Source organism: Burkholderiaceae bacterium, assembly GCA_024235995.1.
Classification (GTDB): Bacteria; Pseudomonadota; Gammaproteobacteria; order Burkholderiales; family Burkholderiaceae_C; genus Ottowia.
Window position 1 is genome coordinate 958,636 of record JACKLI010000001.1, and the last position, 25,991, is coordinate 984,626.

36 protein-coding genes are annotated in these 25,991 nt (G+C 68.3%); 27 read left to right on the top strand and 9 right to left on the bottom strand.

Annotation, left to right across the window (positions count from 1 at the left end):
- Positions 1–13 precede the first annotated feature (13 nt).
- From tuf to H6927_04755, 13 genes are all read left to right on the top strand, one after another.
- Complete coding sequence (gene tuf / locus H6927_04695) at positions 14–1,204, top strand: elongation factor Tu (GenBank protein ID MCP5217391.1); 1,191 nt, start codon at positions 14–16, stop codon at positions 1,202–1,204.
- Between the two features lie 11 nt (positions 1,205–1,215).
- Positions 1,216–1,527, top strand: a complete 312-nt coding sequence (rpsJ, locus tag H6927_04700) for a 30S ribosomal protein S10 (GenBank protein ID MCP5217392.1) — start codon at positions 1,216–1,218, stop codon at positions 1,525–1,527.
- Between the two features lie 178 nt (positions 1,528–1,705).
- Positions 1,706–2,383, top strand: coding sequence for a 50S ribosomal protein L3 (gene rplC, locus H6927_04705; GenBank protein MCP5217393.1), 678 nt, complete (start codon positions 1,706–1,708; stop codon positions 2,381–2,383).
- The gene (gene rplD, locus H6927_04710) at positions 2,383–3,003 is read left to right on the top strand and encodes a 50S ribosomal protein L4 (protein MCP5217394.1); all 621 of its coding nucleotides are present in this window, start codon (positions 2,383–2,385) and stop codon (positions 3,001–3,003) included. Before rplC ends, rplD begins: the two co-directional genes overlap by 1 nt.
- Positions 3,000–3,335 carry a 50S ribosomal protein L23 gene (gene rplW, locus H6927_04715; protein MCP5217395.1) on the top strand — a complete coding sequence of 112 codons (336 nt, stop codon included), beginning with the start codon at positions 3,000–3,002 and terminating at the stop codon, positions 3,333–3,335. Before rplD ends, rplW begins: the two co-directional genes overlap by 4 nt.
- Positions 3,336–3,338: 3 nt before the next feature.
- Complete coding sequence (gene rplB / locus H6927_04720) at positions 3,339–4,163, top strand: 50S ribosomal protein L2 (protein ID MCP5217396.1); 825 nt, start codon at positions 3,339–3,341, stop codon at positions 4,161–4,163.
- 12 nt (positions 4,164–4,175) lie between these two features.
- On the top strand, positions 4,176–4,451 hold the full coding sequence (gene rpsS / locus H6927_04725) for a 30S ribosomal protein S19 (protein ID MCP5217397.1): 276 nt from the start codon (positions 4,176–4,178) through the stop codon (positions 4,449–4,451).
- 11 nt (positions 4,452–4,462) lie between these two features.
- The gene (rplV, locus tag H6927_04730) at positions 4,463–4,792 is read left to right on the top strand and encodes a 50S ribosomal protein L22 (protein ID MCP5217398.1); all 330 of its coding nucleotides are present in this window, start codon (positions 4,463–4,465) and stop codon (positions 4,790–4,792) included.
- Positions 4,793–4,811: 19 nt separating this feature from the next.
- Positions 4,812–5,708, top strand: a complete 897-nt coding sequence (gene rpsC / locus H6927_04735) for a 30S ribosomal protein S3 (protein ID MCP5217399.1) — start codon at positions 4,812–4,814, stop codon at positions 5,706–5,708.
- 2 nt (positions 5,709–5,710) lie between these two features.
- Positions 5,711–6,127 carry a 50S ribosomal protein L16 gene (gene rplP, locus H6927_04740; GenBank protein ID MCP5217400.1) on the top strand — a complete coding sequence of 139 codons (417 nt, stop codon included), beginning with the start codon at positions 5,711–5,713 and terminating at the stop codon, positions 6,125–6,127.
- A 10-nt stretch (positions 6,128–6,137) separates the two neighbouring features.
- Positions 6,138–6,341 carry a 50S ribosomal protein L29 gene (gene rpmC, locus H6927_04745; GenBank protein ID MCP5217401.1) on the top strand — a complete coding sequence of 68 codons (204 nt, stop codon included), beginning with the start codon at positions 6,138–6,140 and terminating at the stop codon, positions 6,339–6,341.
- 10 nt (positions 6,342–6,351) lie between these two features.
- Positions 6,352–6,621, top strand: coding sequence for a 30S ribosomal protein S17 (gene rpsQ / locus H6927_04750; GenBank protein MCP5217402.1), 270 nt, complete (start codon positions 6,352–6,354; stop codon positions 6,619–6,621).
- Positions 6,622–6,712: 91 nt separating this feature from the next.
- Complete coding sequence (locus tag H6927_04755) at positions 6,713–7,219, top strand: peroxiredoxin (GenBank protein MCP5217403.1); 507 nt, start codon at positions 6,713–6,715, stop codon at positions 7,217–7,219.
- A 75-nt stretch (positions 7,220–7,294) separates the two neighbouring features.
- Here H6927_04755 and H6927_04760 read toward each other — a convergent pair whose 3' ends face one another.
- Positions 7,295–7,795 (bottom strand): GNAT family N-acetyltransferase, encoded by a 501-nt coding sequence (locus H6927_04760; GenBank protein ID MCP5217404.1) that lies wholly within the window; start codon positions 7,793–7,795, stop codon positions 7,295–7,297.
- A 57-nt stretch (positions 7,796–7,852) separates the two neighbouring features.
- Positions 7,853–8,527, bottom strand: a complete 675-nt coding sequence (locus H6927_04765; protein MCP5217405.1) for a cytochrome b/b6 domain-containing protein — start codon at positions 8,525–8,527, stop codon at positions 7,853–7,855.
- Between the two features lie 109 nt (positions 8,528–8,636).
- Here H6927_04765 and H6927_04770 point away from each other — a divergent pair, with 109 nt between their 5' ends.
- Positions 8,637–9,095: a cytochrome c gene (locus H6927_04770; GenBank protein MCP5217406.1), complete on the top strand. Its 459-nt coding sequence runs from the start codon at positions 8,637–8,639 to the stop codon at positions 9,093–9,095.
- A 64-nt stretch (positions 9,096–9,159) separates the two neighbouring features.
- On the opposite strand, the gene H6927_04775 is transcribed toward H6927_04770, so the two are convergent.
- From H6927_04775 to H6927_04785, 3 genes are all read right to left on the bottom strand, one after another.
- The gene (locus H6927_04775; protein MCP5217407.1) at positions 9,160–9,654 is read right to left on the bottom strand and encodes a TlpA family protein disulfide reductase; all 495 of its coding nucleotides are present in this window, start codon (positions 9,652–9,654) and stop codon (positions 9,160–9,162) included.
- Positions 9,655–9,726: 72 nt separating this feature from the next.
- Entirely contained in the window at positions 9,727–10,458 is a 732-nt protein-coding gene (locus H6927_04780) for an alpha/beta hydrolase (GenBank protein MCP5217408.1), read from the bottom strand.
- A gap of 86 nt (positions 10,459–10,544) precedes the next feature.
- Positions 10,545–11,780, bottom strand: a complete 1,236-nt coding sequence (locus tag H6927_04785) for a CoA transferase (protein ID MCP5217409.1) — start codon at positions 11,778–11,780, stop codon at positions 10,545–10,547.
- Positions 11,781–11,826: 46 nt separating this feature from the next.
- Here H6927_04785 and H6927_04790 point away from each other — a divergent pair, with 46 nt between their 5' ends.
- Genes H6927_04790 through ptsP form a run of 4 tightly spaced genes read left to right on the top strand, consistent with a single transcriptional unit; the run spans position 11,827 to position 14,820 of the window.
- Entirely contained in the window at positions 11,827–12,363 is a 537-nt protein-coding gene (locus H6927_04790) for a hypothetical protein (GenBank protein MCP5217410.1), read from the top strand.
- A 36-nt stretch (positions 12,364–12,399) separates the two neighbouring features.
- Positions 12,400–12,822: a PTS fructose transporter subunit IIA gene (locus H6927_04795; protein ID MCP5217411.1), complete on the top strand. Its 423-nt coding sequence runs from the start codon at positions 12,400–12,402 to the stop codon at positions 12,820–12,822.
- Positions 12,819–13,088: an HPr family phosphocarrier protein gene (locus H6927_04800; protein ID MCP5217412.1), complete on the top strand. Its 270-nt coding sequence runs from the start codon at positions 12,819–12,821 to the stop codon at positions 13,086–13,088. The genes H6927_04795 and H6927_04800 overlap by 4 nt, the downstream gene beginning before the upstream one ends.
- A gap of 7 nt (positions 13,089–13,095) precedes the next feature.
- On the top strand, positions 13,096–14,820 hold the full coding sequence (ptsP, locus tag H6927_04805) for a phosphoenolpyruvate--protein phosphotransferase (GenBank protein MCP5217413.1): 1,725 nt from the start codon (positions 13,096–13,098) through the stop codon (positions 14,818–14,820).
- 69 nt (positions 14,821–14,889) lie between these two features.
- Here ptsP and H6927_04810 read toward each other — a convergent pair whose 3' ends face one another.
- Positions 14,890–15,768 carry a DMT family transporter gene (locus H6927_04810; protein MCP5217414.1) on the bottom strand — a complete coding sequence of 293 codons (879 nt, stop codon included), beginning with the start codon at positions 15,766–15,768 and terminating at the stop codon, positions 14,890–14,892.
- Positions 15,769–15,953: 185 nt separating this feature from the next.
- On the opposite strand from H6927_04810, the gene H6927_04815 reads away from it, so the two are divergent.
- A complete protein-coding gene (locus tag H6927_04815) occupies positions 15,954–16,841 on the top strand; it encodes an amino acid ABC transporter substrate-binding protein (protein ID MCP5217415.1) in 888 nt (295 codons plus the stop codon).
- Between the two features lie 21 nt (positions 16,842–16,862).
- Here the strand turns inward: H6927_04815 and lipB are convergent, their stop codons facing one another.
- From lipB to H6927_04830, 3 genes are read right to left on the bottom strand one after another with little or no spacing between them, the layout of a single operon-like run.
- Positions 16,863–17,558, bottom strand: coding sequence for a lipoyl(octanoyl) transferase LipB (gene lipB / locus H6927_04820; protein ID MCP5217416.1), 696 nt, complete (start codon positions 17,556–17,558; stop codon positions 16,863–16,865).
- 32 nt (positions 17,559–17,590) lie between these two features.
- Complete coding sequence (locus H6927_04825; protein MCP5217417.1) at positions 17,591–17,881, bottom strand: DUF493 family protein; 291 nt, start codon at positions 17,879–17,881, stop codon at positions 17,591–17,593.
- 58 nt (positions 17,882–17,939) lie between these two features.
- Positions 17,940–18,848, bottom strand: coding sequence for a D-amino acid aminotransferase (locus tag H6927_04830; protein MCP5217418.1), 909 nt, complete (start codon positions 18,846–18,848; stop codon positions 17,940–17,942).
- A 153-nt stretch (positions 18,849–19,001) separates the two neighbouring features.
- Here H6927_04830 and H6927_04835 point away from each other — a divergent pair, with 153 nt between their 5' ends.
- From H6927_04835 to atpD, 8 genes are all read left to right on the top strand, one after another.
- On the top strand, positions 19,002–19,553 hold the full coding sequence (locus H6927_04835) for an ATP synthase subunit I (protein ID MCP5217419.1): 552 nt from the start codon (positions 19,002–19,004) through the stop codon (positions 19,551–19,553).
- 6 nt (positions 19,554–19,559) lie between these two features.
- Positions 19,560–20,459, top strand: coding sequence for a F0F1 ATP synthase subunit A (atpB, locus tag H6927_04840; GenBank protein ID MCP5217420.1), 900 nt, complete (start codon positions 19,560–19,562; stop codon positions 20,457–20,459).
- An 85-nt stretch (positions 20,460–20,544) separates the two neighbouring features.
- The gene (atpE, locus tag H6927_04845) at positions 20,545–20,811 is read left to right on the top strand and encodes a F0F1 ATP synthase subunit C (GenBank protein MCP5217421.1); all 267 of its coding nucleotides are present in this window, start codon (positions 20,545–20,547) and stop codon (positions 20,809–20,811) included.
- Between the two features lie 101 nt (positions 20,812–20,912).
- Complete coding sequence (locus H6927_04850; GenBank protein ID MCP5217422.1) at positions 20,913–21,383, top strand: F0F1 ATP synthase subunit B; 471 nt, start codon at positions 20,913–20,915, stop codon at positions 21,381–21,383.
- A gap of 20 nt (positions 21,384–21,403) precedes the next feature.
- The gene (locus H6927_04855; GenBank protein MCP5217423.1) at positions 21,404–21,934 is read left to right on the top strand and encodes a F0F1 ATP synthase subunit delta; all 531 of its coding nucleotides are present in this window, start codon (positions 21,404–21,406) and stop codon (positions 21,932–21,934) included.
- Positions 21,935–21,994: 60 nt separating this feature from the next.
- Positions 21,995–23,554 (top strand): F0F1 ATP synthase subunit alpha, encoded by a 1,560-nt coding sequence (locus H6927_04860; GenBank protein MCP5217424.1) that lies wholly within the window; start codon positions 21,995–21,997, stop codon positions 23,552–23,554.
- A 22-nt stretch (positions 23,555–23,576) separates the two neighbouring features.
- Positions 23,577–24,455, top strand: coding sequence for a F0F1 ATP synthase subunit gamma (gene atpG, locus H6927_04865; GenBank protein MCP5217425.1), 879 nt, complete (start codon positions 23,577–23,579; stop codon positions 24,453–24,455).
- Between the two features lie 44 nt (positions 24,456–24,499).
- Positions 24,500–25,903, top strand: coding sequence for a F0F1 ATP synthase subunit beta (gene atpD, locus H6927_04870; GenBank protein ID MCP5217426.1), 1,404 nt, complete (start codon positions 24,500–24,502; stop codon positions 25,901–25,903).
- Positions 25,904–25,991 lie beyond the last annotated feature (88 nt).

Here is a 25,991-nt window from a genome sequence, read left to right on the forward strand (position 1 = left end):
TGGAGAGATGGATATGGCTAAGGAAAAATTCGAGCGCAGCAAGCCGCACGTGAACGTGGGCACCATTGGTCACGTCGATCACGGCAAGACCACCCTGACGGCGGCCATTGCCACCGTGCTGGCCAAGAAATTTGGCGGCCAGGCCAAGGCCTACGACCAGATCGACAACGCCCCCGAAGAAAAAGCGCGCGGCATCACCATCAACACCTCGCACGTCGAGTACGAGACCGCCAACCGCCACTACGCCCACGTCGACTGCCCCGGCCACGCCGACTACGTCAAGAACATGATCACCGGCGCCGCCCAGATGGACGGCGCCATCCTGGTCGTCAGCGCCGCCGACGGCCCCATGCCCCAGACCCGCGAGCACATCCTGCTGGCCCGTCAGGTCGGCGTGCCCTACATCATCGTCTTCCTCAACAAGTGCGACATGGTCGACGATGCCGAACTGCTCGAGCTCGTCGAGATGGAAGTGCGCGAGCTGCTGTCCAAGTACGAATTCCCGGGTGACGACACCCCCATCATCAAGGGCAGCGCCAAGCTGGCCCTCGAAGGCGACACCGGCGAGCTGGGCGAAGTGGCCATCATGAACCTGGCCGACGCCCTGGACAGCTACATCCCCACCCCCGAGCGCGCCATCGACGGCACCTTCCTGATGCCCGTCGAAGACGTCTTCTCCATCTCCGGGCGCGGCACCGTCGTCACCGGCCGCGTCGAGCGCGGCATCATCAAGGTCGGCGAGGAAATCGAGATCGTCGGCATCAAGGCCACGCAAAAGACCACCGTCACCGGCGTCGAGATGTTCAGGAAGCTCCTGGACCAGGGCCAGGCGGGCGACAACGTCGGCATCCTGCTGCGCGGCACCAAGCGCGAGGACGTCGAGCGCGGCCAGGTGCTGTGCAAGCCCGGCTCCATCAAGCCGCACACCCACTTCACCGGCGAGGTGTACGTGCTGAGCAAGGACGAGGGCGGGCGTCACACGCCGTTCTTCAACAACTACCGTCCGCAGTTCTACTTCCGCACCACCGACGTCACGGGCTCCATCGAGCTGCCCCAGGACAAGGAGATGGTGATGCCGGGCGACAACGTGAGCATCACGGTCAAGCTGATTGCCCCCATCGCCATGGAAGAAGGCCTGCGCTTTGCCATCCGCGAGGGTGGCCGCACCGTGGGCGCCGGCGTGGTGGCCAAGATCATCGAATAAGGAGCGGATTCATGGCACAGCAAAAAATCCGCATCCGCCTGAAGGCGTTCGACTACAAGCTGATCGACCAGTCGGCCGCCGAGATCGTGGACACCGCCAAGCGCACCGGCGCCGTGGTCAAGGGCCCCGTGCCCCTGCCCACGCGCATGAAGCGCTTCGACATCCTGCGCTCGCCGCACGTCAACAAGTCCAGCCGCGACCAGCTCGAAATCCGCACCCATCAGCGCCTGATGGACATCGTCGATCCCACCGACAAGACGGTGGATGCGCTGATGAAGCTCGATTTGCCCGCAGGCGTGGACGTCGAGATCAAGCTGCAGTGACGGCCCCATTGGCCCGGGCTTGAGCCGGGCCTGCTGCCGTGGCACCCGTTGCCACGGCAGCGTTTTTGCGTTATGATTTAAGGCTTGCCGGTTTCTGGCAAGATTTTCAACCCTCTTTCACACACCAAACGCACGGGCCAATTGCAGCGCCGCGCGGTGAAAGCCAAGGAGTAAAAACATGAGTCAAAGCAATCGATTGGGGTTGCTGGGGCGCAAGGTGGGCATGATGCGTCTGTTCACCGATGACGGCGATTCAGTGCCCGTCACGGTGGTCGATGTGTCGAACAACCGCGTCACCCAGGTCAAGACCCAGGACAACGACGGCTACGTGGCCCTGCAGGTCACGTTCGGTTCGCGCAAGGCTTCGCGCGTGACCAAGCCGCAAGCTGGCCACCTCGCCAAGGCGGGCGTGCAAGCCGGTGAAATCACCCAGGAATTCCGTGTCGCCGATGACGTGGCGGGCAAATATGCCGCCGGCGCCACCGTGCCCGCCAGCGACGTGTTTGCCGCCGGCCAGAAGGTGGACGTGCAAGGCACCTCCATCGGCAAGGGCTACGCCGGCACCATCAAGCGCCACAATTTCAGCTCGCAGCGCGCCTCGCACGGCAACAGCCGTTCGCACAACGTGCCGGGCTCGATCTCGATGGCGCAGGACCCGGGCCGCGTGTTTCCGGGCAAGAAGATGACCGGCCACATGGGCGACGAGACCGTCACCACCCAGAACCTGGACGTCGTCCGCGTCGACGAAGCGCGCCAGCTGCTGCTGATCAAGGGCGCCGTGCCCGGTTCGCGCGGCGGCTTCGTCACCGTGCGCCCGGCCGTCAAGGCCAAGCCCGCCAAGCAGGAGGCCCAGTAATGCAGCTCGAACTCCTGAACGAGCAGGGTCAGGCCGCGTCCAAGGTGGACGCCCCCGAGACCGTGTTCGGCCGTGACTACAACGAAGCGCTGGTGCACCAGCTGGTGGTGGCCTACCAGGCCAACGCCCGCCAGGGCACCCGCGCGCAGAAAGACCGCGCGACGGTCAAGCACTCGACCAAGAAGCCGTTCCGCCAGAAAGGCACCGGCAACGCCCGCGCCGGCATGACCTCCTCGCCGCTGTGGCGCGGGGGCGGCCGCATCTTCCCCAACAGCCCGCTGGAAAACTTCAGCCAGAAGCTGAACAAGAAGATGTACCGCGCCGGCATGGCGTCGATCCTGTCGCAGCTGGCCCGCGACGGCCGCCTGGCGGTGGTCGAGTCGATGAAGGTCGATTCGCCCAAGACCAAGCAGCTGGCCGCCCGTTTCAAGTCCATGGGGCTCGACTCGGTGCTGGTGATCGCCGACGAGGTCGACGAGAACCTGTACCTGGCCTCGCGCAACCTCGGCCACGTGCTGGTCATCGAGCCGCGCTACGCCGATCCGGTGTCGCTGGTGCACTACAAGAAGGTGCTGGTCACCAAGGGTGCCATCGACCAGCTGAAGGAGATGTTCGCATGAGCCGCATCAATCCGACTCCGGCCGAGCGCCAATTCGACGAAGGCCGCCTGATGCAGGTGCTGGTGGCGCCCATCGTGTCCGAGAAGGCCACCCTGGTGGGCGAGAAGTCCAACGCCGTCACCTTCAAGGTGCTGCAAGGCGCGACCAAGCCCGAGATCAAGGCAGCGGTCGAGCTGCTGTTCAAGGTCCAGGTCAAGAGCGTCTCGGTCGCCAACATCAAGGGCAAGACCAAGCGCTTTGGCCGCACCGTGGGCCGCCGCGACCATGTTCGCAAGGCCTACGTCGTGCTCAAGGAAGGTCAAGAGCTGAACCTGTCCGGGGAGGCTGCGTAAATCATGGCTGTCATCAAGATCAAACCGACTTCCGCGGGCCGCCGCGGCATGGTCAAGATCACCCGCGATCACCTGCACAAGGGCGCGGGCTTTGCTCCCCTGCTGGAGCCGCAGTTCCAGCAGTCTGGCCGCAACAACAACGGACGCATCACCGTCCGCCACAAAGGCGGTGGCCACAAGCACCACTACCGCGTGGTCGATTTCCGGCGCGACAAGGACGGCATCGCCGCCAAGGTCGAGCGCATCGAGTACGACCCCAACCGCTCGGCCCACATCGCGCTGGTGTGCTATGCCGACGGCGAGCGCCGCTACATCATCGCGCCGCGCGGCGTCGAGGTGGGCAGCCAGCTGCTGAGCGGCGCCGAGGCGCCGATCCGCGTGGGCAACACGCTGCCGATCCGCAACATCCCGGTGGGCTCGACCATCCACTGCATCGAGCTCAAGCCCGGTGCCGGTGCGCAGATCGCCCGCTCGGCCGGCACCTCGGCCACGCTGCTGGCGCGCGAGGGCACCTACGCCCAGGTGCGCATGCGCTCGGGTGAAGTGCGCAAGATCCACATCGAGTGCCGTGCCACCATTGGCGAAGTCGCCAACGAAGAGCACAGCCTGCGCCAGTTGGGCAAGGCCGGCGTCAAGCGCTGGATGGGCATTCGCCCGACGGTGCGCGGCGTGGCCATGAACCCGATCGATCACCCGCACGGCGGCGGCGAAGGCCGCACCGGCGAGGGCCGCGCGGCCGTAGACCCATGGGGCAACCTGACCAAGGGCTATCGCACCCGCAGCAACCGCCGCACGCAGAACATGATCGTGTCGCGTCGCAAGAAATAAGGGATCTCGCAAATGACTCGTTCGCTCAAAAAGGGTCCGTTTGTCGACCATCACTTGCTGGCCAAGGTCGACAAAGCCGTGGCCAACAAGGACAAAAAACCCATCAAGACCTGGTCGCGCCGCTCGATGGTGCTGCCGGACTTCATCGGTCTGACCATTGCCGTGCACAACGGCAAGCAGCACGTGCCCGTGTACGTGACCGACCAGATGGTGGGCCACAAACTCGGCGAATTTGCCCTGACGCGCACCTTCAAGGGTCACGCGGCAGACAAAAAAGCCAAGAAATAAGGAGAAGACTCATGGAAACTCGTGCAGTCCTCCGGGGTGTGCGCCTGTCGGCCGACAAGGGCCGTCTGGTGGCCGACCTGATCCGCGGCAAGAAGGTGGACCAGGCCCTGAACATCCTCAACTTCACGCAGAAGAAGGCCGCGCCCATCGTGCGCAAGGTGCTCGAGTCGGCGATCGCCAACGCCGAGCACAACGACGGCGCCGACATCGACGAGCTGCGTGTCAAGACCATCTACGTCGAGCAGGGCGCCACGCTCAAGCGCTCGGCCGCCCGCGCCAAGGGCCGCGGCGCGCGCCTGGTCAAGCCCACGTGCCATGTGTACGTGACGGTGGGCAACTAAACAAAGGCCTGGAAAGACTATGGGACAAAAAATCCATCCGACCGGCTTTCGCCTCGCCGTCAGCCGCAACTGGGCCAGCCGCTGGTACGCCAGCAACCGTGACTTTGCCGGCATGCTGGCCGAAGATATCAAGGTGCGCGAGCTGCTCAAGGCCAAGCTCAAGAACGCCGCCGTCTCGCGCGTGCTGATCGAGCGCCCCGCCAAGAACGCCCGCATCACCATCTACTCGGCGCGTCCGGGCGTGGTGATCGGCAAGAAGGGCGAGGACATCGAGAAGCTCAAGAAGGAACTGGCGGGCCAGCTCGGCGTGCCGGTGGCCGTCAACATCGAGGAAATCCGCAAGCCCGAGGTTGACGCCCAGCTGATCGCCGACTCGATCACCCAGCAGCTCGAAAAGCGCATCATGTTCCGCCGCGCCATGAAGCGCGCCATGCAGAACGCCATGCGCCTGGGCGCGCAGGGCATCAAGATCATGTCCGCCGGCCGCCTGAACGGCATCGAGATCGCCCGCACCGAGTGGTACCGCGAAGGCCGCGTGCCGCTGCACACGCTGCGCGCCGAGATCGACTACGGCTTCTCCGAAGCCAAGACCACCTACGGCGTCATCGGCGTCAAGGTGTGGGTCTACAAGGGCGACAACCTGGGCCGCACCGACGCGCCCTCGCTGGACAGCACGCCGCGCCCCGAGGGCGAGGAGCGCCGCGGTCCGCGTGGCCCGCGCCGTGACGGCCGCGGCGGCCCCGGCGGCGATCGCCGTGGCGGCCCGCGCCGCGATGCCCGTGGTGGCGCCGGCGCGCCGGCCGACGGCAGCGACAAACCCGCGGAAGGCCAGGGCGCCGACGCACAACCCGCCGTTAAGCGCGTCCGCAAAGCCGCCGCGCCCGCTGCAGCAGCGGACGGCGCCAAAGGAGAATAAGCATGCTGCAACCCGCTCGCAGAAAGTACCGCAAGGAGCACAAGGGCCGCAACACCGGCATTGCCACGCGCGGCAATTCGGTGGCTTTTGGCGACTTCGGCCTCAAGTCCACCGACCGCGGCCGCCTGACGGCGCGCCAGATCGAGTCCGCCCGTCGTGCCATCTCGCGCCACGTCAAGCGCGGCGGCCGCATCTGGATCCGCGTGTTTCCGGACAAGCCCATTTCCACCAAGCCGGCCGAAGTCCGCATGGGCAACGGCAAGGGCAACCCCGAGTACTACGTGGCCGAGATTCAGCCCGGCAAGGTGCTGTACGAGATCGTCGGCGTGCCCGAGGCCCTGGCGCGCGAGGCGTTTGCCCTGGCCGCCGCCAAGCTGCCGCTGCGTACGACCTTCGTCGCCCGCATGATCGGCCAGTAAGCGAAGGAACATGACGATGAAAACCGCTGAATTGCGCCAGAAGGACGTCGCCGGCCTGCAGGCCGAGGTGAAGGAGCTGCAAAAGGCTCACTTCAACCTGCGCATGCAGAAGGCCACGCAGCAGCTCAACAACACGGCTCAGCTCGCCCAGACGCGCCGCTCCATCGCGCGCGCCAAGACCGTGCTGGCCGAAAAGCAGGCTGCGGCCAAGTAAGGACCCGACCATGACGGAAGCCAAACCATCCCTCAAGCGCACCCTGATCGGCAAGGTGGTGAGCGACAAGCGCGCCAAGACCGTGACGGTGCTGATCGAGCGCCGGGTCAAGCACCCGATCTACGACAAGATCGTGATGCGCTCCAGCAAGTACCACGCCCACGACGAAAAGGGCGAGTTCAAGCTGGGCGACACCATCGAGATCACCGAAAGCCGCCCGCTGTCCAAGACCAAGAACTGGGTGGCCACGCGCCTGGTGCAGAAGGCCGCGCAGGTCTGATCCCCCCCAAGTCCGCGCTGCCCGGCGCGGATTTCAGAAACGGCCCACAATGTGGGCCGTTTTTGTTGGCTTTATCCCAAAGGAGTTTTTCATGATCAAGGTTGGAGACACACTGCCCGCCGTCACGCTGGCCGAGTACGTCGAGGTCGAGGGCAACGGCTGCAGCATCGGCCCCAATCCGGTTGCCGTGGCGCAGGCCGCCGCCGGTAAGACCATCGCGCTGTTTGCCGTGCCCGGCGCCTTCACGCCCACCTGCTCGGCCAAGCACGTGCCCAGCTACCTGCAGAACGCCGAGGCGCTGAAGGCCGCCGGCGTGGACGAGATCTGGTGCCTGGCGGTCAACGACGCCTTCGTGATGGGCGCCTGGGCGCGCGACGAGAAGACCGCCGGCAAGATCCGCATGCTGGCCGACGGCGACGCGGCCTTCGCCAAGGCCGCGGGCCTGACGCTGGACCTGACCGGCAAGGGCCTGGGCCTGCGCAGCAACCGCTACTCGATGCTGGTCAAGGACGGCAAGGTCGCCACCCTCAACATCGAGGGGCCGGGCAAGTTCGAGGTCAGCGACGGCGCCACGCTGCTGGCGCAGGCCAAGGGCTGATTGGTATAAAAATCATAGCTTTCCACGCTTGATTGGTGCGGGCTACAGCCTGAAATGACTTGAAATCCTGGATGCTCACAAGGCGTCCAGGTCCACCTTCAGGTAGTGCGCCCCCGGCAGCGGGTTGTGGTAGTAGGGCGGGATTTCCTCGAACCCCAGGTCCTCGTACAGCGCGCGTGCCGACTCCATGTCGTCCAGCGTGTCCAGCAGCACGCAGCCGTAGCCGATCTGCAGGGCCGCCTCCAGGATGGCTTCGGCCAGCTGGCGGCCCAGGCCGAAGCCGCGAAACGCCTTGCGCACGTACAGGCGTTTCATCTCGGCGGCGTTGGCGTAGTCCACGTCGTCGATCGGGCGCAGCGCGCAGCAGCCCGCCAGCTCGCCGTCGACCCGCGCCAGCAGCAGCGTGCCGCGCGGCGCGGCGTAGTCGCCCGGAAGCTCGGCCAGCTCGGCCTCGAAGTGCTGGAAGTCCAGATCGACGCCCAGTTGCTCGGCGTATTCCTGGAACAGGGCGCGCGCGCCGGCCAGCTCCTCGGGGCTTTGGGCGACGATCAGGTCGATGGGAGGGCGCGTATCCACGGCGTGCGAAAAAAATGCAGGAGGCAGGCCCGCGCAGGGCGGATGATGCGGCGCAGTCTATCCCAGTCCCGCCGCGTTGCCCCATTGCACCACCGCATAGACCACGCCGCCGGCCAGGGCCAGCAGGACGAGCGCGGCGGCCCGCGTGAGGGCGTCGTCGCGCGCTGCCGGCACCGGCTCGGCCAGCGCCTTGTCGCCGCTCACCATGGGGCGCACCAGCTTGCGGCCATGCCGCTGGTACCAGACGATCGCGGCCACGTGCAGGATCACCAGGGCGATCACCAGCAGCTTGCCCAGCGTGGTGTGGTAGCGCGTGGCCAGCTTGACGGCCGCGCTCGACACCCGCGCGGCCAGCGGCCCCGAGTAGGCGATTTCGTCGTCCGAAAAAAGGCCCGCGCCCACCTGCAGGCCCAGCGCCGCCAGCATGGCCAGCACCGACAGCGCGCCCAGCGGGTTGTGCCCCGCCAGCTCGGCCGCGCTGGCGCCGCCCTTCAGGTAGCGCGCCAGTCGCGCCGGGGTTGGCACGAAGCTGGCAAAGCGTGACCAGCGCCCGCCCACCACGCCCCAGGCCAGGCGAAACAGCAGCAGGGCGAACACCCCGTAGCCGATGCGCATGTGCAGGTTCAGGGCCTCGCCCCCGATCATGCCGGTGGCCAGCATGGCGACCACGGCCAGCGCCAGCAGCCAGTGGAACAGGCGGGTGGGCAAATCCCAGATGCGCACGCTTTGCATGGTTGTCACAGATTGGGGAGGGTTCGAATCGGCCGCAAACCCGGTATGCTGCGGCCGGCCAGTCTAAGCGACCCCGGCTCGTTTCACCACCACCAGGAGTTTCCATCCCATGAAAACCCCCGTCATCGTTTCGCTGGCCCTGGCGGCCTCGCTCGTTTCTGTCTCGGCATCCGCCCAGTTCGCCAAGCCCGAAGACGCCATCAAATACCGCCAGAGCGCGCTCACCGTGATGGGCGCGTCCTTTGCGCGCCTGGGCGCCATGGCCAATGGCAAGCTGCCGTACGACGCCGCGGCCGCGGCATCGAATGCCGAGGTGGTGGCCTTCATGTCCCACCTGCCCTGGCAGGGCTTCGGCCCCGGCACCGACAAGGGCCGCGAGACCGCGGCCCGCCCCGAGATCTGGCAGGAGCAGGCCAAGTTCAAGGAGCGCGCCGAGAAGATGCAGGCCACCGTGGCGCAAACCCTGCTGCCGGCCGCCAGGAGCGGCAACCTCGATCAACTGAAAGCCGCCTTCGGCCCCACGGCGCAAAGCTGCAAGGCCTGCCACGACGACTTCCGCCGCAAGTGAGCTGGCGCACGGAATGCAAAAAGGGGCTCGATGGAGCCCCTTTTCCGTTGGCTTCAGCGCGTGATCAGGCTTCGGCCAGCAGCTTTTCGATCAGCTTGTGCAGCTCGGCAAAGTCGGGCGCGCCCACGTATTTCTTGACGATCTGGCCCTGCTTGTCGACGACGTAGGTGGTGGGCGTGAGCTGCACGTCGCCCCAGGCCTTGGCCACCGCGCCGGTGTTGTCGATGGCGACCTTGAAGGGCAGCTTGCGCGTCTGCGCGAAGTTGACGACGTAGCTGGGCGGGTCGTACTGCATGGCCACGGCAATGGTGTCGTAGCCCTTGTCCTTGTACTTGTCGTAGGTGGCGATCACCTGCGGCATCTCGCCCACGCAGGTGGTGCAGCTGGTGGCCCAGAAATTGACCAGGGTGACCTTGCCCTTGAGCTGCTGGGTGGTCTGGCTGGAGCCGTCCAGCAGCACGAAGGTGGACAGCGGCGCGGCGTCGTTGCCGCAGCCGGCCAGCAGCGCGCTGGCGCCGACCAGGGCGGCCAGGGCGATGCGGCGGGTGGGGGATGCGATGTTCACGGAGGGTATTTTAGGACGGGCTGCCTGTTTGTGCAGCACCGTTGGAAACCGCCCGCCGGCAAAAGTTCAGGCCAGCTCCAGCAGCAGGCGCGTCATGGCGGCGCGCTCGCTGAGCATGGGGTCGTGCCCGGTGGCCAGCTCGACGACGCGGCTGCCCGGCAGCCAGGCGCCGTCCCAGAAGCCGGCGTCGCGCACGCGCGGGCGGATGGCGTCGATGGTGGCCAGCGCCGGCTGGGTGCAGTCGATGAAGGTGCGCGGCACGCGGGCCACGCGCGCGGGGTCGAAGGCGAGCGGCGCCTCGTAGGTGTGGCCGGGGTGCGGCGTCTGGCGGCGCCTGACCCACTCGTAGTCCGCGTCCTGCAGGCCGAACACCCCCGGGTCGGGCGGCGGAAAGCCGAAGTCGGGCGTGGCGGCGGCCGCGGCCAGGCGCGCCTGGCGGGTGGCGCGGCCGTGCGTGCTGCTCCAGCTCTCGCCGGGGCGCGGCACCACGGCGTCGACGTAGACCAGGTGCCTGAGTGTCCCCGCCGGCTCGCGGTCGGCCACGGCGGTGCCCAGCATGCCGGCGTAGGAGTGCACGACCAGGATGCAGTCGGCAAGCTCTTCGGCCGCCAGCGCGCCGCGCACGTCGGCGATGTGCGTCTCCAGCGTGATGCCGCTCGAGAGCAGGTGCGCGCGCTCGCCCAGGCCGGTGAGGGTGACGGCGTGCGCGTTGTGGCCGGCGCGGATCAGCGCGTGCTGCACCGGCCGCCAGTACCACGCGCCGCCCCAGGCGCCGTGCACGAGCAGGTAGTTGGCCATGGCTTGCCATCCTTCGGTTTATGGGTGAAATGTGCCGCTGGCCCCGATGCAATCTGCGCGACCAGCTATTGAATCAATAGTATCGATCAAATCGCGCCTTGCGCGCGCAGCGCCGCGATGCGCTCGGCGTCCCAGCCCAGCAGCTCGCCCAGCACCTCCTCGGTGTGCTGGCCCAGCAGCGGTGGCGGCCGGTCGCGGCGCACGGGCGTGCGGCTCAGCTTGAGCGGGCTGGCCACCAGGCGCAGATCGCGCTTGGCGGGGTGCTGCCAGGTGTCCACCATGGCGCGCTCCTGCACCTGCGGGTCGCTGAACACCTCGGCCAGGTTGTTGATGGCGCCGCAGGGCACCTGGGCCGCCTCGAGCGCGGTCAGCCAGTCGGCCTTGGCGCGGGTTTTCATCACGGCCTCCAGCAGCGGCACCAGGATGGCGCGGTGCGTCACGCGGTCGCGGTTCTTGGCGAAGCGCGCGTCCTGCGCCAGCTCGGGCCGTCCGGCCACCTGGCAGAACTTGGCGTACTGGCCGTCGTTGCCCACCGCCAGGATGATGTGGTCGGCGCTGCCGTCGGGCTTGGGCGCCACCTCGAACACCTGGTAGGGCACGATGTTCTGGTGCGCGTTGCCGGCGCGGCCCGGCACCTTGCCGCTGACCAGGTAGTTGGCGCCCAGGTTGGCCAGCATGGCGGCCTGGGTGTCGAGCAGGGCCATGTCCAGGTGCTGGCCGCGGCCGGTGCGCTCGGCGTGGCGCAGCGCGGCCAGGATGCCGACCGCGCTGTACATGCCGGTGAACAGGTCGGCCACCGCCACGCCCACCTTTTGCGGGCCGCCGCCCCGGTCGTCGCGCTCGCCGGTCACGCTCATCAGTCCGCCCATGCCCTGCACGGCGTAGTCGTAGCCGGCGCGCGCGGCGTAGGGGCCGGTCTGGCCAAAGCCGGTCAGGCTGCAGTACACCAGGCGCGGGTTGATGGCCGCCAGGCTGGCGTAATCCAGCCCGTAGCGCGCCATGTCGCCGACCTTGAAGTTCTCGATGAACACGTCGCAGTGCGCCACCAGCGCGCGGATCAGCTGCTGGCCCTCGGGCCGCGCGATGTCGCAGCCGACGGAGCGCTTGTTGCGGTTGGCGCTGAGGTAGTAGGCCGCGTCGGGCGTCTCCCGGCCGTCGTCGCCCACCAGGAAGGGCGGGCCCCAGCCGCGCGTGTCGTCGCCGCTGCCCGGCCGCTCGATCTTGATCACGTCGGCGCCCAGGTCGGCCAGGGTCTGGGTGCACCAGGGGCCGGCCAGGATGCGGGACAGGTCCAGAACGCGAATGCCATCCAGTGAGTTCATGGGCCGATTATGGTGCGCCCACCAGCCCATAATCGCCCGCATGACGATGCTGCGCGCGGCCCTGGCGGCCCCTGTCTTGACGCTGCTGCTGGCCTGCAGCCCGGCGCTGAACTGGCGCGAGGTGGCGCTGGAGCGCTCCAGCGCGCACGCGCTGCTGCCGTGCAAGCCCGAGCGCGCGACGCGCAGCGTGCCGCTGGGCGGCGTGGCCACCGACCTGGCGGTGGTCGGCTGCGAGGCCGCGGGCGCCACCTTCGCCGTCATGACGGCCACCGTGCCGGCCGGCCAGGCGCCCGACGCCGTGCTGGCCGGCTGGCAGCAGGCCACGCTGGCCAACATGCAGGCCGATGCCGCCCAGGCGCGGCGCAGCGACTTCCGCCCCACCGGCGGCCTGCCGCTGGCGCATGCGCAGCGCATCGCGGCCCAGGGCCGGCGCGGCGACGGCCGCGCGGTGGCGGCGCAGGCGGTGTGGAGCGCGCGGACCGCGCCCGAGGGCGGCGGCGTTGAGCTGCTGCACGCCGTGATGTACGCCGACCGCCCCGATCCGGCGGCGGCCGACGCCTTCTTCGGCGGCCTGGGTTGGTGAAATGACGCTCTGGGACGCACCGATAATCGAGTCTCCATGAACGCCGTGATCGTGATTGCCCATGCCCCGCTGGCCAGCGCCCTGCGCGAGGCCGCGCTGCACGTGCTGGCCGACTGCGCGCCCGACCTGCAGGCGGTGGACGTGCAGGCCAGCGATGCGCCCGAGGCCAGCCTGGCCGACGCGCGGGCCGCGCTGGCGCGCTGCGCCGGCAGCGAGGGCGTGCTGATCCTGGCCGACGTGCTGGGCGCCACGCCCTGCAACGTGGCCACGCGCCTGCTGGCGGGCGAGCGCACGCGGTTGCTGGCCGGCGTCAACCTGCCCATGCTGCTGCGCTCGCTGTGCTATCGCCACGAGCCGCTGGCCGCCCTGGCCCAGCGCGCGCTGGCCGGCGGCGCCGGCGGCGTGGTCGAGGTGCCGGCGCCGCCCGCTGATCAACCCGCCAACCCCACCGCACCATGACGCGCAGCGAAGTCACCATCTCCAACAAGCTGGGCCTGCATGCCCGCGCCTCGGCCAAGCTGACCAAGCTGGCCGCCAGCTACCCCTGCGAGGTGTGGATGAGCCGCGGCGAGCGGCGCATCAACGCCAAGAGCATCATGGGCGTGATGATGCTGGCCGCCGGCATCGGCAGCGTGGTGCAGATCGAGACCGAGGGCGAGCGCGAGCAGGAGGCCATGGACGCGCTGCTGGGGCTGATCAACGACAAGTTCGGGGAAGGGCAGTGAGGCCGTCATGACCATCGCCATCCACGGGTTGCCCGTCGCGCGCGGCATCGCCATCGGCCGCGCGGTGATGGTGGCGTCCAGCCGGGTCGAGGTGGTGCACGACTTCATCGAGCCCGGCCAGGTGGAGGCCGAGGTGGCGCGCCTGCGCGCCGCGCGCGGCGCCGTGGTGGCCGAGCTGCAGCGCATGCAGCGCGAGCTGCCGCGCGACGTGCCGCCCGAGCTCACGGCGCTGCTGGACGTGCACCTGATGCTGCTGCAGGACGAGGTCATCACCGCCGGCGTGCGCCAGTGGATCACCGAGCGCCACTACAACGCCGAGTGGGCGCTGGTCAGCCAGCTCGAGGTGCTGACGCGCCAGTTCGACGAGATGGAGGACGCCTACCTGCGCGAGCGCAAGGCCGACCTGGAGCAGGTGGTCGAGCGTGTGCTGCGGCGCCTCAAGGGCCAGGCGCCGCCGGTGGCGCTGGCCGCGCCGCGCGCCGCGCGCGCCGAGGGCGAGGCGCTGGTGCTGGTGGCGCACGACCTGTCGCCGGCCGACATGCTGCAGTTCAAGAAGAGCGTGTTCGCCGGCTTCGTCACCGACCTGGGCGGCAAGACCAGCCACACCGCCATCGTCGCGCGCAGCATGGACATCCCGGCCGTGGTGGGCGCGCGCGTGGCCAGCGACCTGGTGCGCCAGGACGACGTGCTCATCATCGACGGCGACGCCGGCGTGATCCTGGTCGACCCCTCGCCCATCATCCGCGACGAATACGCCTACAAGCAGCGCCAGGCCGAGCTGGAGCGCGGGCGCCTGGCGCGCCTGAAGCACACCCCGGCGCTGACGCTGGACGGCGAGCGCATCGAGCTGCTGGCCAACATCGAGCAGCCCGACGACACCCCCGCCGCGCTGGACGCGGGCGCGGTGGGCGTGGGGCTGTTTCGCAGCGAATTCCTGTTCATGGGGCGCGAGGGCAAGCTGCCCGACGAGGAAGAGCAGTACCAGGCCTACCGGCGCGCGGTGGAGGGCATGCACGGCATGCCGGTCACCATCCGCACCATCGACGTCGGCGCCGACAAGCCGCTGGACGACCGGCGCGAGAGCACGCACCTGAACCCCGCCCTGGGCCTGCGCGCCATCCGCTGGAGCCTGTCCGAGCCGGCCATGTTCCTGACCCAGCTGCGCGCCCTGCTGCGCGCCGCCGCGCACGGCCAGGTGCACGTGCTCATCCCCATGCTGGCGCACGCCAGCGAGATCCGCCAGACGCTGGAGCTGCTGGCGCAGGCGCGCGCGCAGCTGGACGCGCGCGGCCAGGTGTACGGCGCGGTCAAGCTGGGCGCCATGATCGAGGTGCCCGCCGCCGCGCTGACGGTCAGGATGTTCCTGCGCCACTTCGACTTCCTGTCGGTGGGCACCAACGACCTCACGCAGTACACCCTGGCCATCGACCGCGCCGACGATTCGGTGGCGCACCTGTACGACCCGCTGCACCCGGCGGTGCTGCACCTGCTGGCCGCCACCATCGCCGCCGGCCGCGAGCAGGGCAAGCCCGTCACCGTGTGCGGCGAGATGGCGGGCGACCCGGCCATGACGCGGCTGCTGCTGGGCCTGGGCCTGCGCAGCTTCTCGATGCACCCGGCGCAGATCCTCACCGTCAAGCAGGAAATCCTGCGCGCCGACGCCGGCAAGCTGGCGCCGTGGGCGCAGGTCGTGATCGCGAGCGACGAGCCGGCGGCGCTGCTGGCCGAGTGACGGCGTTTTCAAGCCAAATCGATCTGTGGCCCGCATCGATCATGCGTAAACAGCTATCGAATCGATAGTCTACCGGGCGCGCGTGCCGATCACGGCGGCGCCCAGGATCAGCACCGTGGCCAGCAGCACCGAGCCGCTGATGGCGCGCCCCGTGCTCCACAGCAGCAGCGCGGTGGACAGCAGCGGCGTCAGGTAGCTCAGCACGCCGATCTGGCGCGCGTCGCCCAGCTTCAGCGCCTTGTCCCACAAGAAGAACGCGCCACCCAGCGGGCCCAGGCCCAGCGCCGCGATCAGCAGCACGTCGCGCCCCGACAGGCTCACGGCCGGCTCCAGCAGCGCGTGGCAGGCCAGCGCCAGCAGGCCCGACACCAGGCCGAAGCCGCCGATCGCCGCGGTCGGAAAGTCGCGCCCCGTCAGCGCCAGGCGCTTGGTCAGCAGCGAGTAGCTGGACCAGATGAAGGCCGCGCCCGCCGCGCAGGCAAAGCCCAGCGCCGCGTGGCCCGGCGCCTCGGCCGCCGCGCCGCCGCGCCCCAGGATGGCGATGGCGGCGCCGGCAAACCCCGCCAGCGCCGCGCCCACGTGCGCCGCGCCCAGGCGCACGCCCGGCAGCAGCAGCGGCGCCATCAGCACGATGCCCAGCGGCCACAGGTAGTTGACCAGGTTGGCCTCCACCGCGGGCGCCTGCCCCAGCGCGGTGAACAGCAGGAAGTGGTAGCCGAACAGCCCGTACACCCCCAGCGCCAGCGTGCGCCAGGGAACCACCAGGCGCCGCACGTCGAAGCGCACCATCGGCAGCGCGATCAGGCTGCCGGCCAGCAGGCCCAGGCCCGTCAGCAGAAAGGGCGGCACGTGCCCCAGCGCCGCGCCCAGCGTGGCCAGCGAGGCCCACAGGACGATGGTGGCCAGGGCCAGTGTGTTGGCCAGGCGGTTGGAGGCGGGCGTGTGCATGGGGGCGGGAAAACGGCCAGGCCGTGAAATCCTTGATCTTACGGGGCCCGCCGTGGCGTGCCTGCCCCGCGATCTGCGGGCTTTCCTGCTTGCCAAGCGCGCGGCGTGCCGGCAGCATCCTTCGCAGCCCGCTCCGTGTGGGCCCATTCTTCGTCAACCTTCCCACCTGTCAAAGGACCGGTTCCATGAAACATGCCTTTTTGCTGACCGGCGCCGCGCTGGCCTGTGCCCTGAGCATCCCGGCCCAGGCCGCCGACACCCTGGCCAAGGTCGCCGCCGACAACAAGATCACCTTCGCCTACCGCGACTCGTCCGTGCCCTTCAGCTACCTGGCCGGGGCCGACAAGCCGGTCGGCTTCGGGGTCGAGATCTCCAACGCCGTGCTGGCCGCCGTGCAGAAGGCGCTGGGCAAGAACGACATCCAGGTCGGCTGGCAGTCGGTCACCTCGGCCAACCGCATTCCGCTGCTGGTCAACGGCACCATCGACCTGGAGTGCGGCTCCACCACCAACAACAGCGCGCGCGGCAAGGAAGTCAGCTTTGCCACCAACTACTTCTACACCGGCACGCGGCTGATGGTCAAAAAGAGCTCGGGCATCCACAACTGGGCCGACCTGAAGGGCAAGAAGGTGGCCATCACCACCGGCACCACCAACATGCAGGTGGTGCGCCGCTACAACGACGAGAAGAGCCTGAACCTGGACATCGTCGGCACCAAGGACCACGCCGACGCCGCCATGCTGGTCGAGACCGGCCGCGCCGACGCCTTCGCCATGGACGACATCCTGCTGTTCGGCCTGAAGGCCAACGCGAAGGACCCGGCGGCGCTGGACGTGGTGGGCGAGTCGCTGCAGGTCGAGCCCTACGCCTGCATGGTGCGCAAGGACGACCCCAAGTTCAAGGCCCTGGTCGACGGCGTCATCAACGACATGATGAAGTCCGGCGCCTTCACCAAGCTCTACAACAAGTGGTTCATGGAGCCCATCCCCCCGCGCAACCAGGCCATCGGGCTGCCGATGAGCAAGGAGCTGGAGGACAACCTGAAGGCGATGAGCGACAAGCCGGCGACCTGACGGGTCGACGCGGGCCGGGCGCTACGAGATCGCCAGCAGCCGCTGCAGCTGCCCGGCCAGCTCGTGCGCCACCTCGTCCCACGAGGCGACCACGCCCAGGCTGGCCAGGTCCACCGTGCGCAGGCCGGGGTAGCCGCAGGGGTTGATGCGCTCGAACGGCTGCAGGTCCATCGCCACGTTCAGCGCCAAGCCGTGGTAGCTGCGGTGGCGGCTGACCTTGATGCCCAGCGCGGCGATCTTGCCCAGGCCGGTGAAGTCGGGCTGCGGCGCGGGCGCGCCCGGCTCGCGCCGCTGCGGGCGCTGGGGCAGCAGGGCGTGGCTGAACGGGTCATCCACCCGCACGTAGATGCCGGGCGCGCCGGCCACGCGGTGGCCGGTAACGCCGAAGGCGCGCAGCGTGCGGATCGCCGCCTCCTCCAGCCGGTACACGTATTCCTTGACGAAGATGCCGTGCCGCTGCAGGTCGATCAGCGGGTAGGCCACCACCTGGCCGGGGCCGTGGTAGGTCACCTGCCCGCCGCGGTCGGTGGCCACCACCGGGATGTCGCCCGGCGCCAGCACGTGCTCGGGCCGGCCGGCCAGGCCCAGCGTGAACACCGGCGGATGCTCGCAAATCCATAGCTCTTCGCGCTCGTTTGATGCGGGCTGGTGGGCGAAATCCCTCATGGCCTGGAAGGTGGGGGCGTAGTCCACCCGGCCCAGCAAGCGCGTGTCCATGCCGGTCGATTGCGGGGGCTGGCGTTGCTCCGTCACAGCACCCAGTGCGCCATCGGGTGCGTGCTGAGCGCGCGGTACAGCTCGTCGAGCTGCTCGCGGCTGGTGGCCAGCACGGTGATGGTCACGCCCAGGTACTTGCCGCCGCCGCTTTCGCGCAGCTCGATGGTGGCGGCGTCGAACGTGGGGTCGAACTGCCGCGCCAGGTGGGTGATGGCGTGCACGAAGCCGTCGGCGTTTTCGCCCACCACCTTGATGGGAAAGCGCACCGGGTACTCGATCAGCGAGGCGCGGCGCCCGGCGCCGGGGTTGGGAGATGTGCTCACTGGACGACCCTCCGCGCTGCGCGCTGCGGGATTCGCGCTTGGGAACGGCCCGGCGCGCTCATGCGGCGAACAGCGCGTCCTTGGCGCGCTGGTAGGCGGCGTACAGCTTTTGCGTCACCGGGCCGGGCTTGCCGCTGCCGACCGGCTGGCCGTCCAGCGTGGTGATGGGCAGCACCTCCTTGGTGGCCGAGGACAGCATCAGCTCGTCGGCGGCCAGCACCTCGGCCTTGGGAATGCGCCGCAGCTCGAAGCCGATGCCTTCCTGGCGGCACAGCTCCTCGATGGCGCCGTAGCGGATGCCCTCCAGCACCAGGTTGTCCTTGGGCGGGCCGAACACCCGGCCGTTCTTGACGACCCACACGTTGCTGGAGGCCGCCTCGCTCAGGAAGCCGTCGCGGAACATCACCGTCTCCAGCGCGCCGGCGTCGAAGCTGATCTGGCGCGCGAACACCGCCCCCAGCAGGCTGATCGACTTGATGTGCGCCTTCTGCCAGCGAAAGTCGTCGGCGGTCACGCAGGCGACACCCTGGGCGCGCTGCTCGGCCGAGGGCGGCTTCATCGGCAGGCAGGTGGCGAACACCGTGGGCGTCAGGCCTTCGAGCATCGGGTGGTCGCGCAGCGCCACGCCGCGCGTGACCTGGAAGTAATAGAACCAGTCGGCCACGCTGGCGTGCTCGGGGTGGGCGGCGATCAGGTCGAGCGCGATCTGCCGCCACTGCTCGCGCGTGTGCGGGTTGGCGATGCGCGTTTCCTTCAGGCTGCGCTCCAGCCGCGCCATATGCTGCTCGAAGCGGAACGGGCGCGGCGCCTGGCCCGGCCGGCCATAGACGGCGATGCCCTCGTAGATGCCGTCGCCGAAGATGAAGCCGCGATCCAGCGGGCTGATGCGCGCCGCGTCCAGCGTGGTCATCTCGCCGTTCAGGTAGCAGGGCAGGGCGGGCAGGTGGTCGGTGCGGTAGGCTGGCATGGGTCGATCGCGGGTGTGGCTGTGGGAAGCCCGCATTTTGAACCAGCCCCGCCAGGCATGATCGGCGCGAGTGGCTGGAATGCGGGTTATCCATCGTATAATTCCATGGATTTGCTGGCGAAGGCCGCGCGTGTAATCGTGGCGTCAGTTGGAATGAGCAACATCAACTCCGGCGCGGCGCGCGATGCAGGGCAGCGGTCTTCGGGCGCGGAATCGGGCAGGCAGTGGGGCTGGGTGGATGAACCCGATCCGCAGGAGTCCGCCCCGCTGACGGCCGAGCAGGCCCGCCAATGGCGGGCGCGGCATCCGCAGTTGCCGGTGTGGCGAGCCCTGCTGGCGCAGGCGCTCACCGGCCTGGTGGTGACAGGTTTGGCCTGGCTGCTGACGCGGCGCCCCGAGGTGGCCTGGTCGGCTGCCTACGGCGCGTTGGCGGGGGTGCTGCCGGCGGCGGTGGCCGCGCGCGGCACGGTGCGCTGGGCGCGGCCGGGGTTTCCGCCGGCGGCGGCCCTGGCAGGCTTGTTGTTGTGGGAGGGGGTCAAGCTGGCCTTGACCGTGGGGATGCTGATGGCGGCCCCGAGATTTTTGGGGGTGCCCAGCTGGCCAGCGTTGCTGATCGGCCTGGCACTGACGATCAAGATGTACTGGCTGGGCCTGTTGTGGGCGCGGTCGAAAAAGTCCGAATCCGGACGGGCGCACGAAGAGTAAACACCGATGGCTGCTGAAAACGCTGTTGAAACCACCGCGGAGCACGGGCTCACCGCGGGCGAATACGTCGTCCACCACCTGCACTTCTGGCAGAACAAGGCGTCCAACGCGGTGGTCGACTTCTCGGTCTTCCACATCGACACCATCCTCTTCTCGGCGCTGCTGGCCGCGCTGACGTTCTGGCTGCTGTGGGCCGCCGCGCGCAAGGCCAGCCCGGGCGTGCCGGGGCGCTTCCAGGCCGCCGTCGAGATGCTGGTCGAGTTCGTCGACAACGAGGCCAAGGGCATCGTCCACAACGCCAACAGCCGCAAGTTCGTGGCGCCGCTGGGCCTGGCCATCTTCGTGTGGGTCACGCTGATGAACACCATGGACCTGCTGCCGGTCGACCTGATCCCCACCCTGTGGGCCAAGCTGGTGGGCGCCACCGGCGGCGAGCCGGCGCATGCCTACATGCGCGTGCTGCCCACGGCCGACGTGTCGGGCGCCATGGGCCTGTCGGTGGCGGTGCTGCTGATCTGCCTGTACTACAACGTCAAGATCAAGGGCCTGGGCGGCTGGGCGCATGAGCTGGTGACGGCGCCGTTCGGCACCAGCAAGAACCCGCTGATGGCCTTCGTGCTGGGCATCGTCAACTTCGCGATGCAGATCATCGAATTCGCCTCCAAGACGCTCTCGCACGGCCTGCGGTTGTTCGGCAACATGTACGCCGGCGAGCTGATCTTCATGCTGATCGCCCTGATGGGCGGCGCCTTCGCCTTCACCGGCACCGGCATCGGTCTGGCCATCGGCCACGTCATCGCCGGCCTGGCCTGGGCCATCTTCCACATCCTGATCATCATCCTGCAGGCCTTCATCTTCATGATGCTGGCGCTGGTCTACATCGGCCAGGCGCACGATCATCACTGAGGCCGCGGCCGCATCGCCCGCTTTTGTACCGGTTTCGTTTTCCCTTTCCTTTTATCCATCAACCCACCACGTCCCTTTAGGAGTCATCATGGAAGTTATCAGCTTTGTCGCCCTGGCCGCCGGCCTGATCATTGGCCTGGGTGCCGTCGGCGCCTGTATCGGCATCGGCCTCATGGGCAGCAAGTTCCTCGAGTCGGCCGCCCGCCAGCCCGAATTGATGGGCGAGCTGCAAACCAAGATGTTCCTGCTGGTCGGCCTGATCGACGCGGCCTTCATCATCGGCGTGGGTATCGCCCTGTGGTTCGCCACGGCCAACCCGTTCCTGGGTCAACTCGCGCAAATCGCCAAGTAAGGTTGCGGGTGGGTTGGGATGCGGCGGACGCCCCCGGGGCGCCGCCGCTCTCCCGCATATGAGTTTGGCGGCCCCGCGCCGCTGCATTCCAAGGAACAACCGTGAGCATCACCGGTACCCTAATCATCCAGATCATCGTGTTCCTGCTGCTGGTGGCGTTCACGATGAAGTTCGTGTGGCCGCCGATCGCCAACGCACTGGACGAGCGCGCTCAGAAGGTCGCTGAAGGCCTGGCTGCCGCGGACAAGGCCAAGAGCGAGCTGGCCGACGCCAACCAGCGCGTGGAGCAGCAGCTGGCCCAGGCGCGCGCCGAGAACGCCCAGCGCCAGGCCGATGCCGAGCGCCGCGCGCAGGCCATCATCGAAGAGGCCAAGGCGCGTGCCAACGACGAAGGCGCCAAGATCATTGCCGCCGCCCGCGCCGAGGCGCAGCAGCAGGCGGTGCAGGCGCGCGAGGCGCTGCGCGACGAGGTGGCCAAGCTGGCCGTGCGTGGCGCCGAGCAGATCCTGCGCAAGGAAGTCAATCCCGCCGTGCATGCCGACCTGCTGAGCCGCCTGAAAACCGAGCTCTGATCGCGCAAGGACACATCCCCATGGCTGAACTTGCCACCATCGCCCGGCCCTACGCCGAAGCGCTGTTCGAGACCTGCCGCGGCGATGCCGCGGGCACGCAGGGCTGGCTCGACACCCTTGCCGCCGCTTGCGCGACGCCCCAGCTGCTGCAGTTTGCCGCCGACCCGAAGGTGCAGGCCGGCGAGATCTTCAAGCTGCTGACGTCCGTGCTGCCGCAGGCCCTGCCCGAGCGCGGCGCCAACTTCCTGCGCACGGTGATCGACAACGGTCGCCTGGCGGCGATGCCCGAGGTGGCGGCGCAGTTTCGCGCGCTCGCCAACGCCCAGAGCGGGCGCTCGGACGCGCAGATCTACAGCGCGTTCCCGATCGAGAGCGGCGAGCTGGCGCAACTGAAGACCGTGCTCGAAAAGCGCTTTGGCCGCCAGCTGGAAACCCAGGTGCACATCGCCCCCGAGCTGATCGGCGGCGTGCGCGTGGTCGTGGGTGACGAGGTGCTGGACACCTCGGTGCGCGCGCGCCTGCAACAAATGAAAGCGGCCCTCACCGCCTGACGCGCCCGCGCGCCGGCACGAGAGCCCTCGGCAATCCCCAAGACCTTTAAGGAAAGAGTCATGCAGCTCAATCCCACCGAAATTTCTGAACTGATCAAGAGCCGCATCGAGGGCCTGGGCGTCAGCGCCGACGTGCGCAACCAGGGCACCGTGGTGTCGGTCACCGACGGCATCGTGCGCATCCACGGCCTGTCCGACGCGATGCAGGGCGAGATGCTGGAGTTTCCGGCCACCGCCGACGGCCAGCCCACCTTCGGCCTGGCGCTGAACCTCGAGCGCGACTCCGTCGGCGCCGTGATTCTGGGCGAGTACGAGCACATCTCCGAGGGCGACACCGTCAAGTGCACGGGCCGCATCCTGGAAGTGCCGGTCGGCCCCGAGCTGATCGGCCGCGTGGTCAACGCGCTGGGCCAGCCGATCGACGGCAAGGGTCCCATCAACGCCAAGATGACCGACGTGATCGAGAAGGTCGCCCCGGGCGTGATCGCGCGCCAGTCGGTCAGCCAGCCGGTGCAGACCGGCCTGAAGTCGATCGACTCGATGGTGCCGATCGGCCGCGGCCAGCGCGAGCTGATCATCGGCGACCGCCAGACCGGCAAGACCGCGGTGGCGATCGACACGATCATCAACCAGAAGGGTCAGAACATGACCTGCGTGTACGTCGCCATCGGCCAGAAGGCGTCGTCCATCAAGAACGTGGTGCGCGCGCTGGAGCAGGCCGGCGCCATGGCTTACACCATCGTGGTGGCCGCTTCCGCCTCCGAGTCCGCCGCCATGCAGTACGTGTCGGCCTACTCGGGCTGCACCATGGGCGAGTACTTCCGCGACCGCGGCCAGGACGCGCTGATCATCTATGACGACCTGTCCAAGCAGGCCGTGGCCTACCGCCAGGTCTCGCTGCTGCTGCGCCGCCCGCCGGGCCGCGAAGCCTACCCCGGCGACGTGTTCTATCTCCACAGCCGCCTGCTGGAGCGCGCCGCGCGCGTCAACGCCGACTACGTCGAGGCCTTCACCAAGGGCGAGGTCAAGGGCAAGACCGGCTCGCTGACCGCGCTGCCTATCATCGAGACGCAGGCCGGCGACGTGTCCGCCTTCGTGCCGACCAACGTGATCTCGATCACCGACGGCCAGATCTTCCTGGAAACCAACCTGTTCAACGCCGGCATCCGCCCCGCCATCAACGCCGGTATCTCGGTGTCGCGCGTGGGCTCGGCGGCGCAGACCGACCTGATCAAGAAGCTGTCGGGCGGCATCCGTACCGACCTGGCGCAGTACCGCGAGCTGGCCGCCTTCGCGCAGTTCGCCTCCGACCTGGACGAGGCCACCCGCAAGCAGCTGGACCGCGGCGGTCGCGTGACCGAGCTGCTCAAGCAGGCCCAGTACAGCCCGCTGCCCATCAGCCTGATGGCCGCCTCGCTGTTTGCTGCCAACAAGGGCTACATGGACAGCCTGGAGATCAAGCAGGTGCTGCCCTTCGAGGCCGGCCTGCACGCCCACCTGAAGGACAAGCACGCCGCGCTGCTGCAGCGCATGGAGGCGGGCAAGGCGCTGGACAAGGACAAGGAAGCCGAGGCCGAGCTGACCGCCGCCATCGAGGCGTTCAAGAAGTCCTTCGCCTGATCGTCCATAAGGAGCATCCGCCATGGCAGTCGGCAAGGAAATTCGCGGCAAGATCAAATCGGTGGAGAACACCAAGAAGATCACCAAGGCGATGGAAATGGTCGCGGCGAGCAAGATGCGCAAGGCGCAGGATCGCATGCGCGCGGCGCGCCCCTACGCCGAGAAGGTGCGCAACGTCGCCACCCACCTGGGCGAGGCCAACCCCGAGTACACGCACCCCTACATGAAGGCCAACGACGCCAAGCGCGTCGGCTTCATCGTGGTGACGACGGACAAGGGCCTGTGCGGCGGCATGAACACCAACGTGCTGCGTGGCGTGACCACCAAGCTCAAGGACCTGCAGGCCGCCGGCATGGCCATCGACGCGGTGGCCATCGGCAACAAGGGGCTGGGCTTTCTCACCCGGGTGGGCGCGCGCGTGGTGGCGCAGACCACCCAGCTGGGCGACACGCCGCACCTGGACAAGCTGATCGGCCCGGTCAAGACCCTGCTGGACGCCTACGCCAAGGGCGAGCTCAGCGCCGTCTACATCGCCTACACCCGCTTCATCAACACCATGAAGCAGGACTCGGTGATTGAGACGCTGCTGCCCCTGTCGTCCGAGGCCATGCAGCAGCAGACGCGCGACAGCGGCGCCGGGCACGCCTGGGACTACATCTACGAACCCGATGCGCCCACCGTCATCGACGAGCTGCTCACGCGCTACGTCGAGGCCCTGGTCTACCAGGCCGTGGCCGAGAACATGGCGTCCGAGCAGTCGGCGCGCATGGTGGCCATGAAGGCCGCCACCGACAACGCGGGCAACGTGATCAACGAGCTCAAGCTGGTCTACAACAAGACCCGCCAGGCCGCGATCACCAAGGAACTGTCCGAAATCGTCGCCGGTGCCGCCGCAGTCTGACGTCGCCACCCGTTTACACACGAATCAAGTTATTGGAGCAAGACATGGCTCAAGTCCAAGGAAAAATCGTTCAGTGCATCGGCGCCGTCGTTGACGTCGAGTTCCCCCGCGAGCACATGCCCAAGGTCTACGACGCCCTCAAGATGGACGGCTCGACCCTGACGCTGGAAGTGCAGCAGCAGCTGGGCGACGGCATCGTGCGCACCATCGCGCTGGGCTCGTCCGACGGCCTGCGCCGCGGCATGATGGTGGTCAACACCAACCAGCCCATCACCGTGCCGGTCGGCCCGGCCACGCTGGGGCGCATCATGGACGTGCTGGGCAACCCCATCGACGAGCGCGGCCCGATCGACCAGAAGAACCTCGCTGCCATCCACCGCAAGGCCCCGGCCTATGACGAGCTCTCGCCCTCGCAGGAGCTGCTGGAGACCGGCATCAAGGTGATCGACCTGATCTGCCCGTTCGCCAAGGGCGGCAAGGTGGGCCTGTTCGGCGGCGCCGGCGTCGGCAAGACCGTGAACATGATGGAGCTGATCAACAACATCGCCAAGGCGCACTCGGGCCTGTCGGTGTTTGCCGGCGTGGGCGAGCGCACCCGCGAGGGCAACGACTTCTACCATGAGATGAGCGACTCCAAGGTCGTGGTGCAGGAAGACCTGGGCCAGTCCAAGGTGGCCATGGTCTACGGCCAGATGAACGAGCCGCCGGGCAACCGCCTGCGCGTGGCGCTGACGGGCCTGACGATTGCCGAATCCTTCCGCGACGAAGGCCGCGACGTGCTGTTCTTCGTCGACAACATCTACCGCTACACCCTGGCCGGCACCGAAGTGTCCGCGCTGCTGGGCCGCATGCCGTCGGCCGTGGGCTACCAGCCGACGCTGGCCGAGGAAATGGGCAAGCTGCAGGAGCGCATCACCTCCACCAAGGTGGGCTCGATCACCTCGATCCAGGCCGTGTACGTGCCGGCGGACGACCTGACCGACCCCTCGCCCGCCACCACCTTCGCCCACCTGGACTCCACCGTGGTGCTGTCGCGCGACATCGCCGCGCTGGGCATCTACCCGGCCGTCGATCCGCTGGACTCCACCAGCCGCCAGCTCGACCCGCACGTGGTCGGCGAGGACCACTACACCGTCGCCCGCGCCGTGCAGGGCACGCTGCAGCGCTACAAGGAGCTGCGCGACATCATCGCCATCCTGGGCATGGACGAGCTGGCGCCCGAGGACAAGCTGGCCGTGGCGCGCGCGCGCAAGATCCAGCGCTTCCTGTCGCAGCCCTTCCACGTGGCCGAGGTGTTCACCGGCACGCCGGGCAAGTACGTCTCGCTCAAGGACACCATCCAGGGCTTCAAGATGATCGTGGACGGCGAGTGCGACCACCTGCCCGAGCAGGCCTTCTACATGGTCGGCACCATCGACGAAGCCATGGAAAAGGCCAAGAAGGTCTGATTTCGGGGTTCGGCGTTCAGCGTTGAGCGTTGAGCGTGGGGCCTGTCATCGGTTGACGCCCAACGCCCAACGTCCAACGCCCAACCAG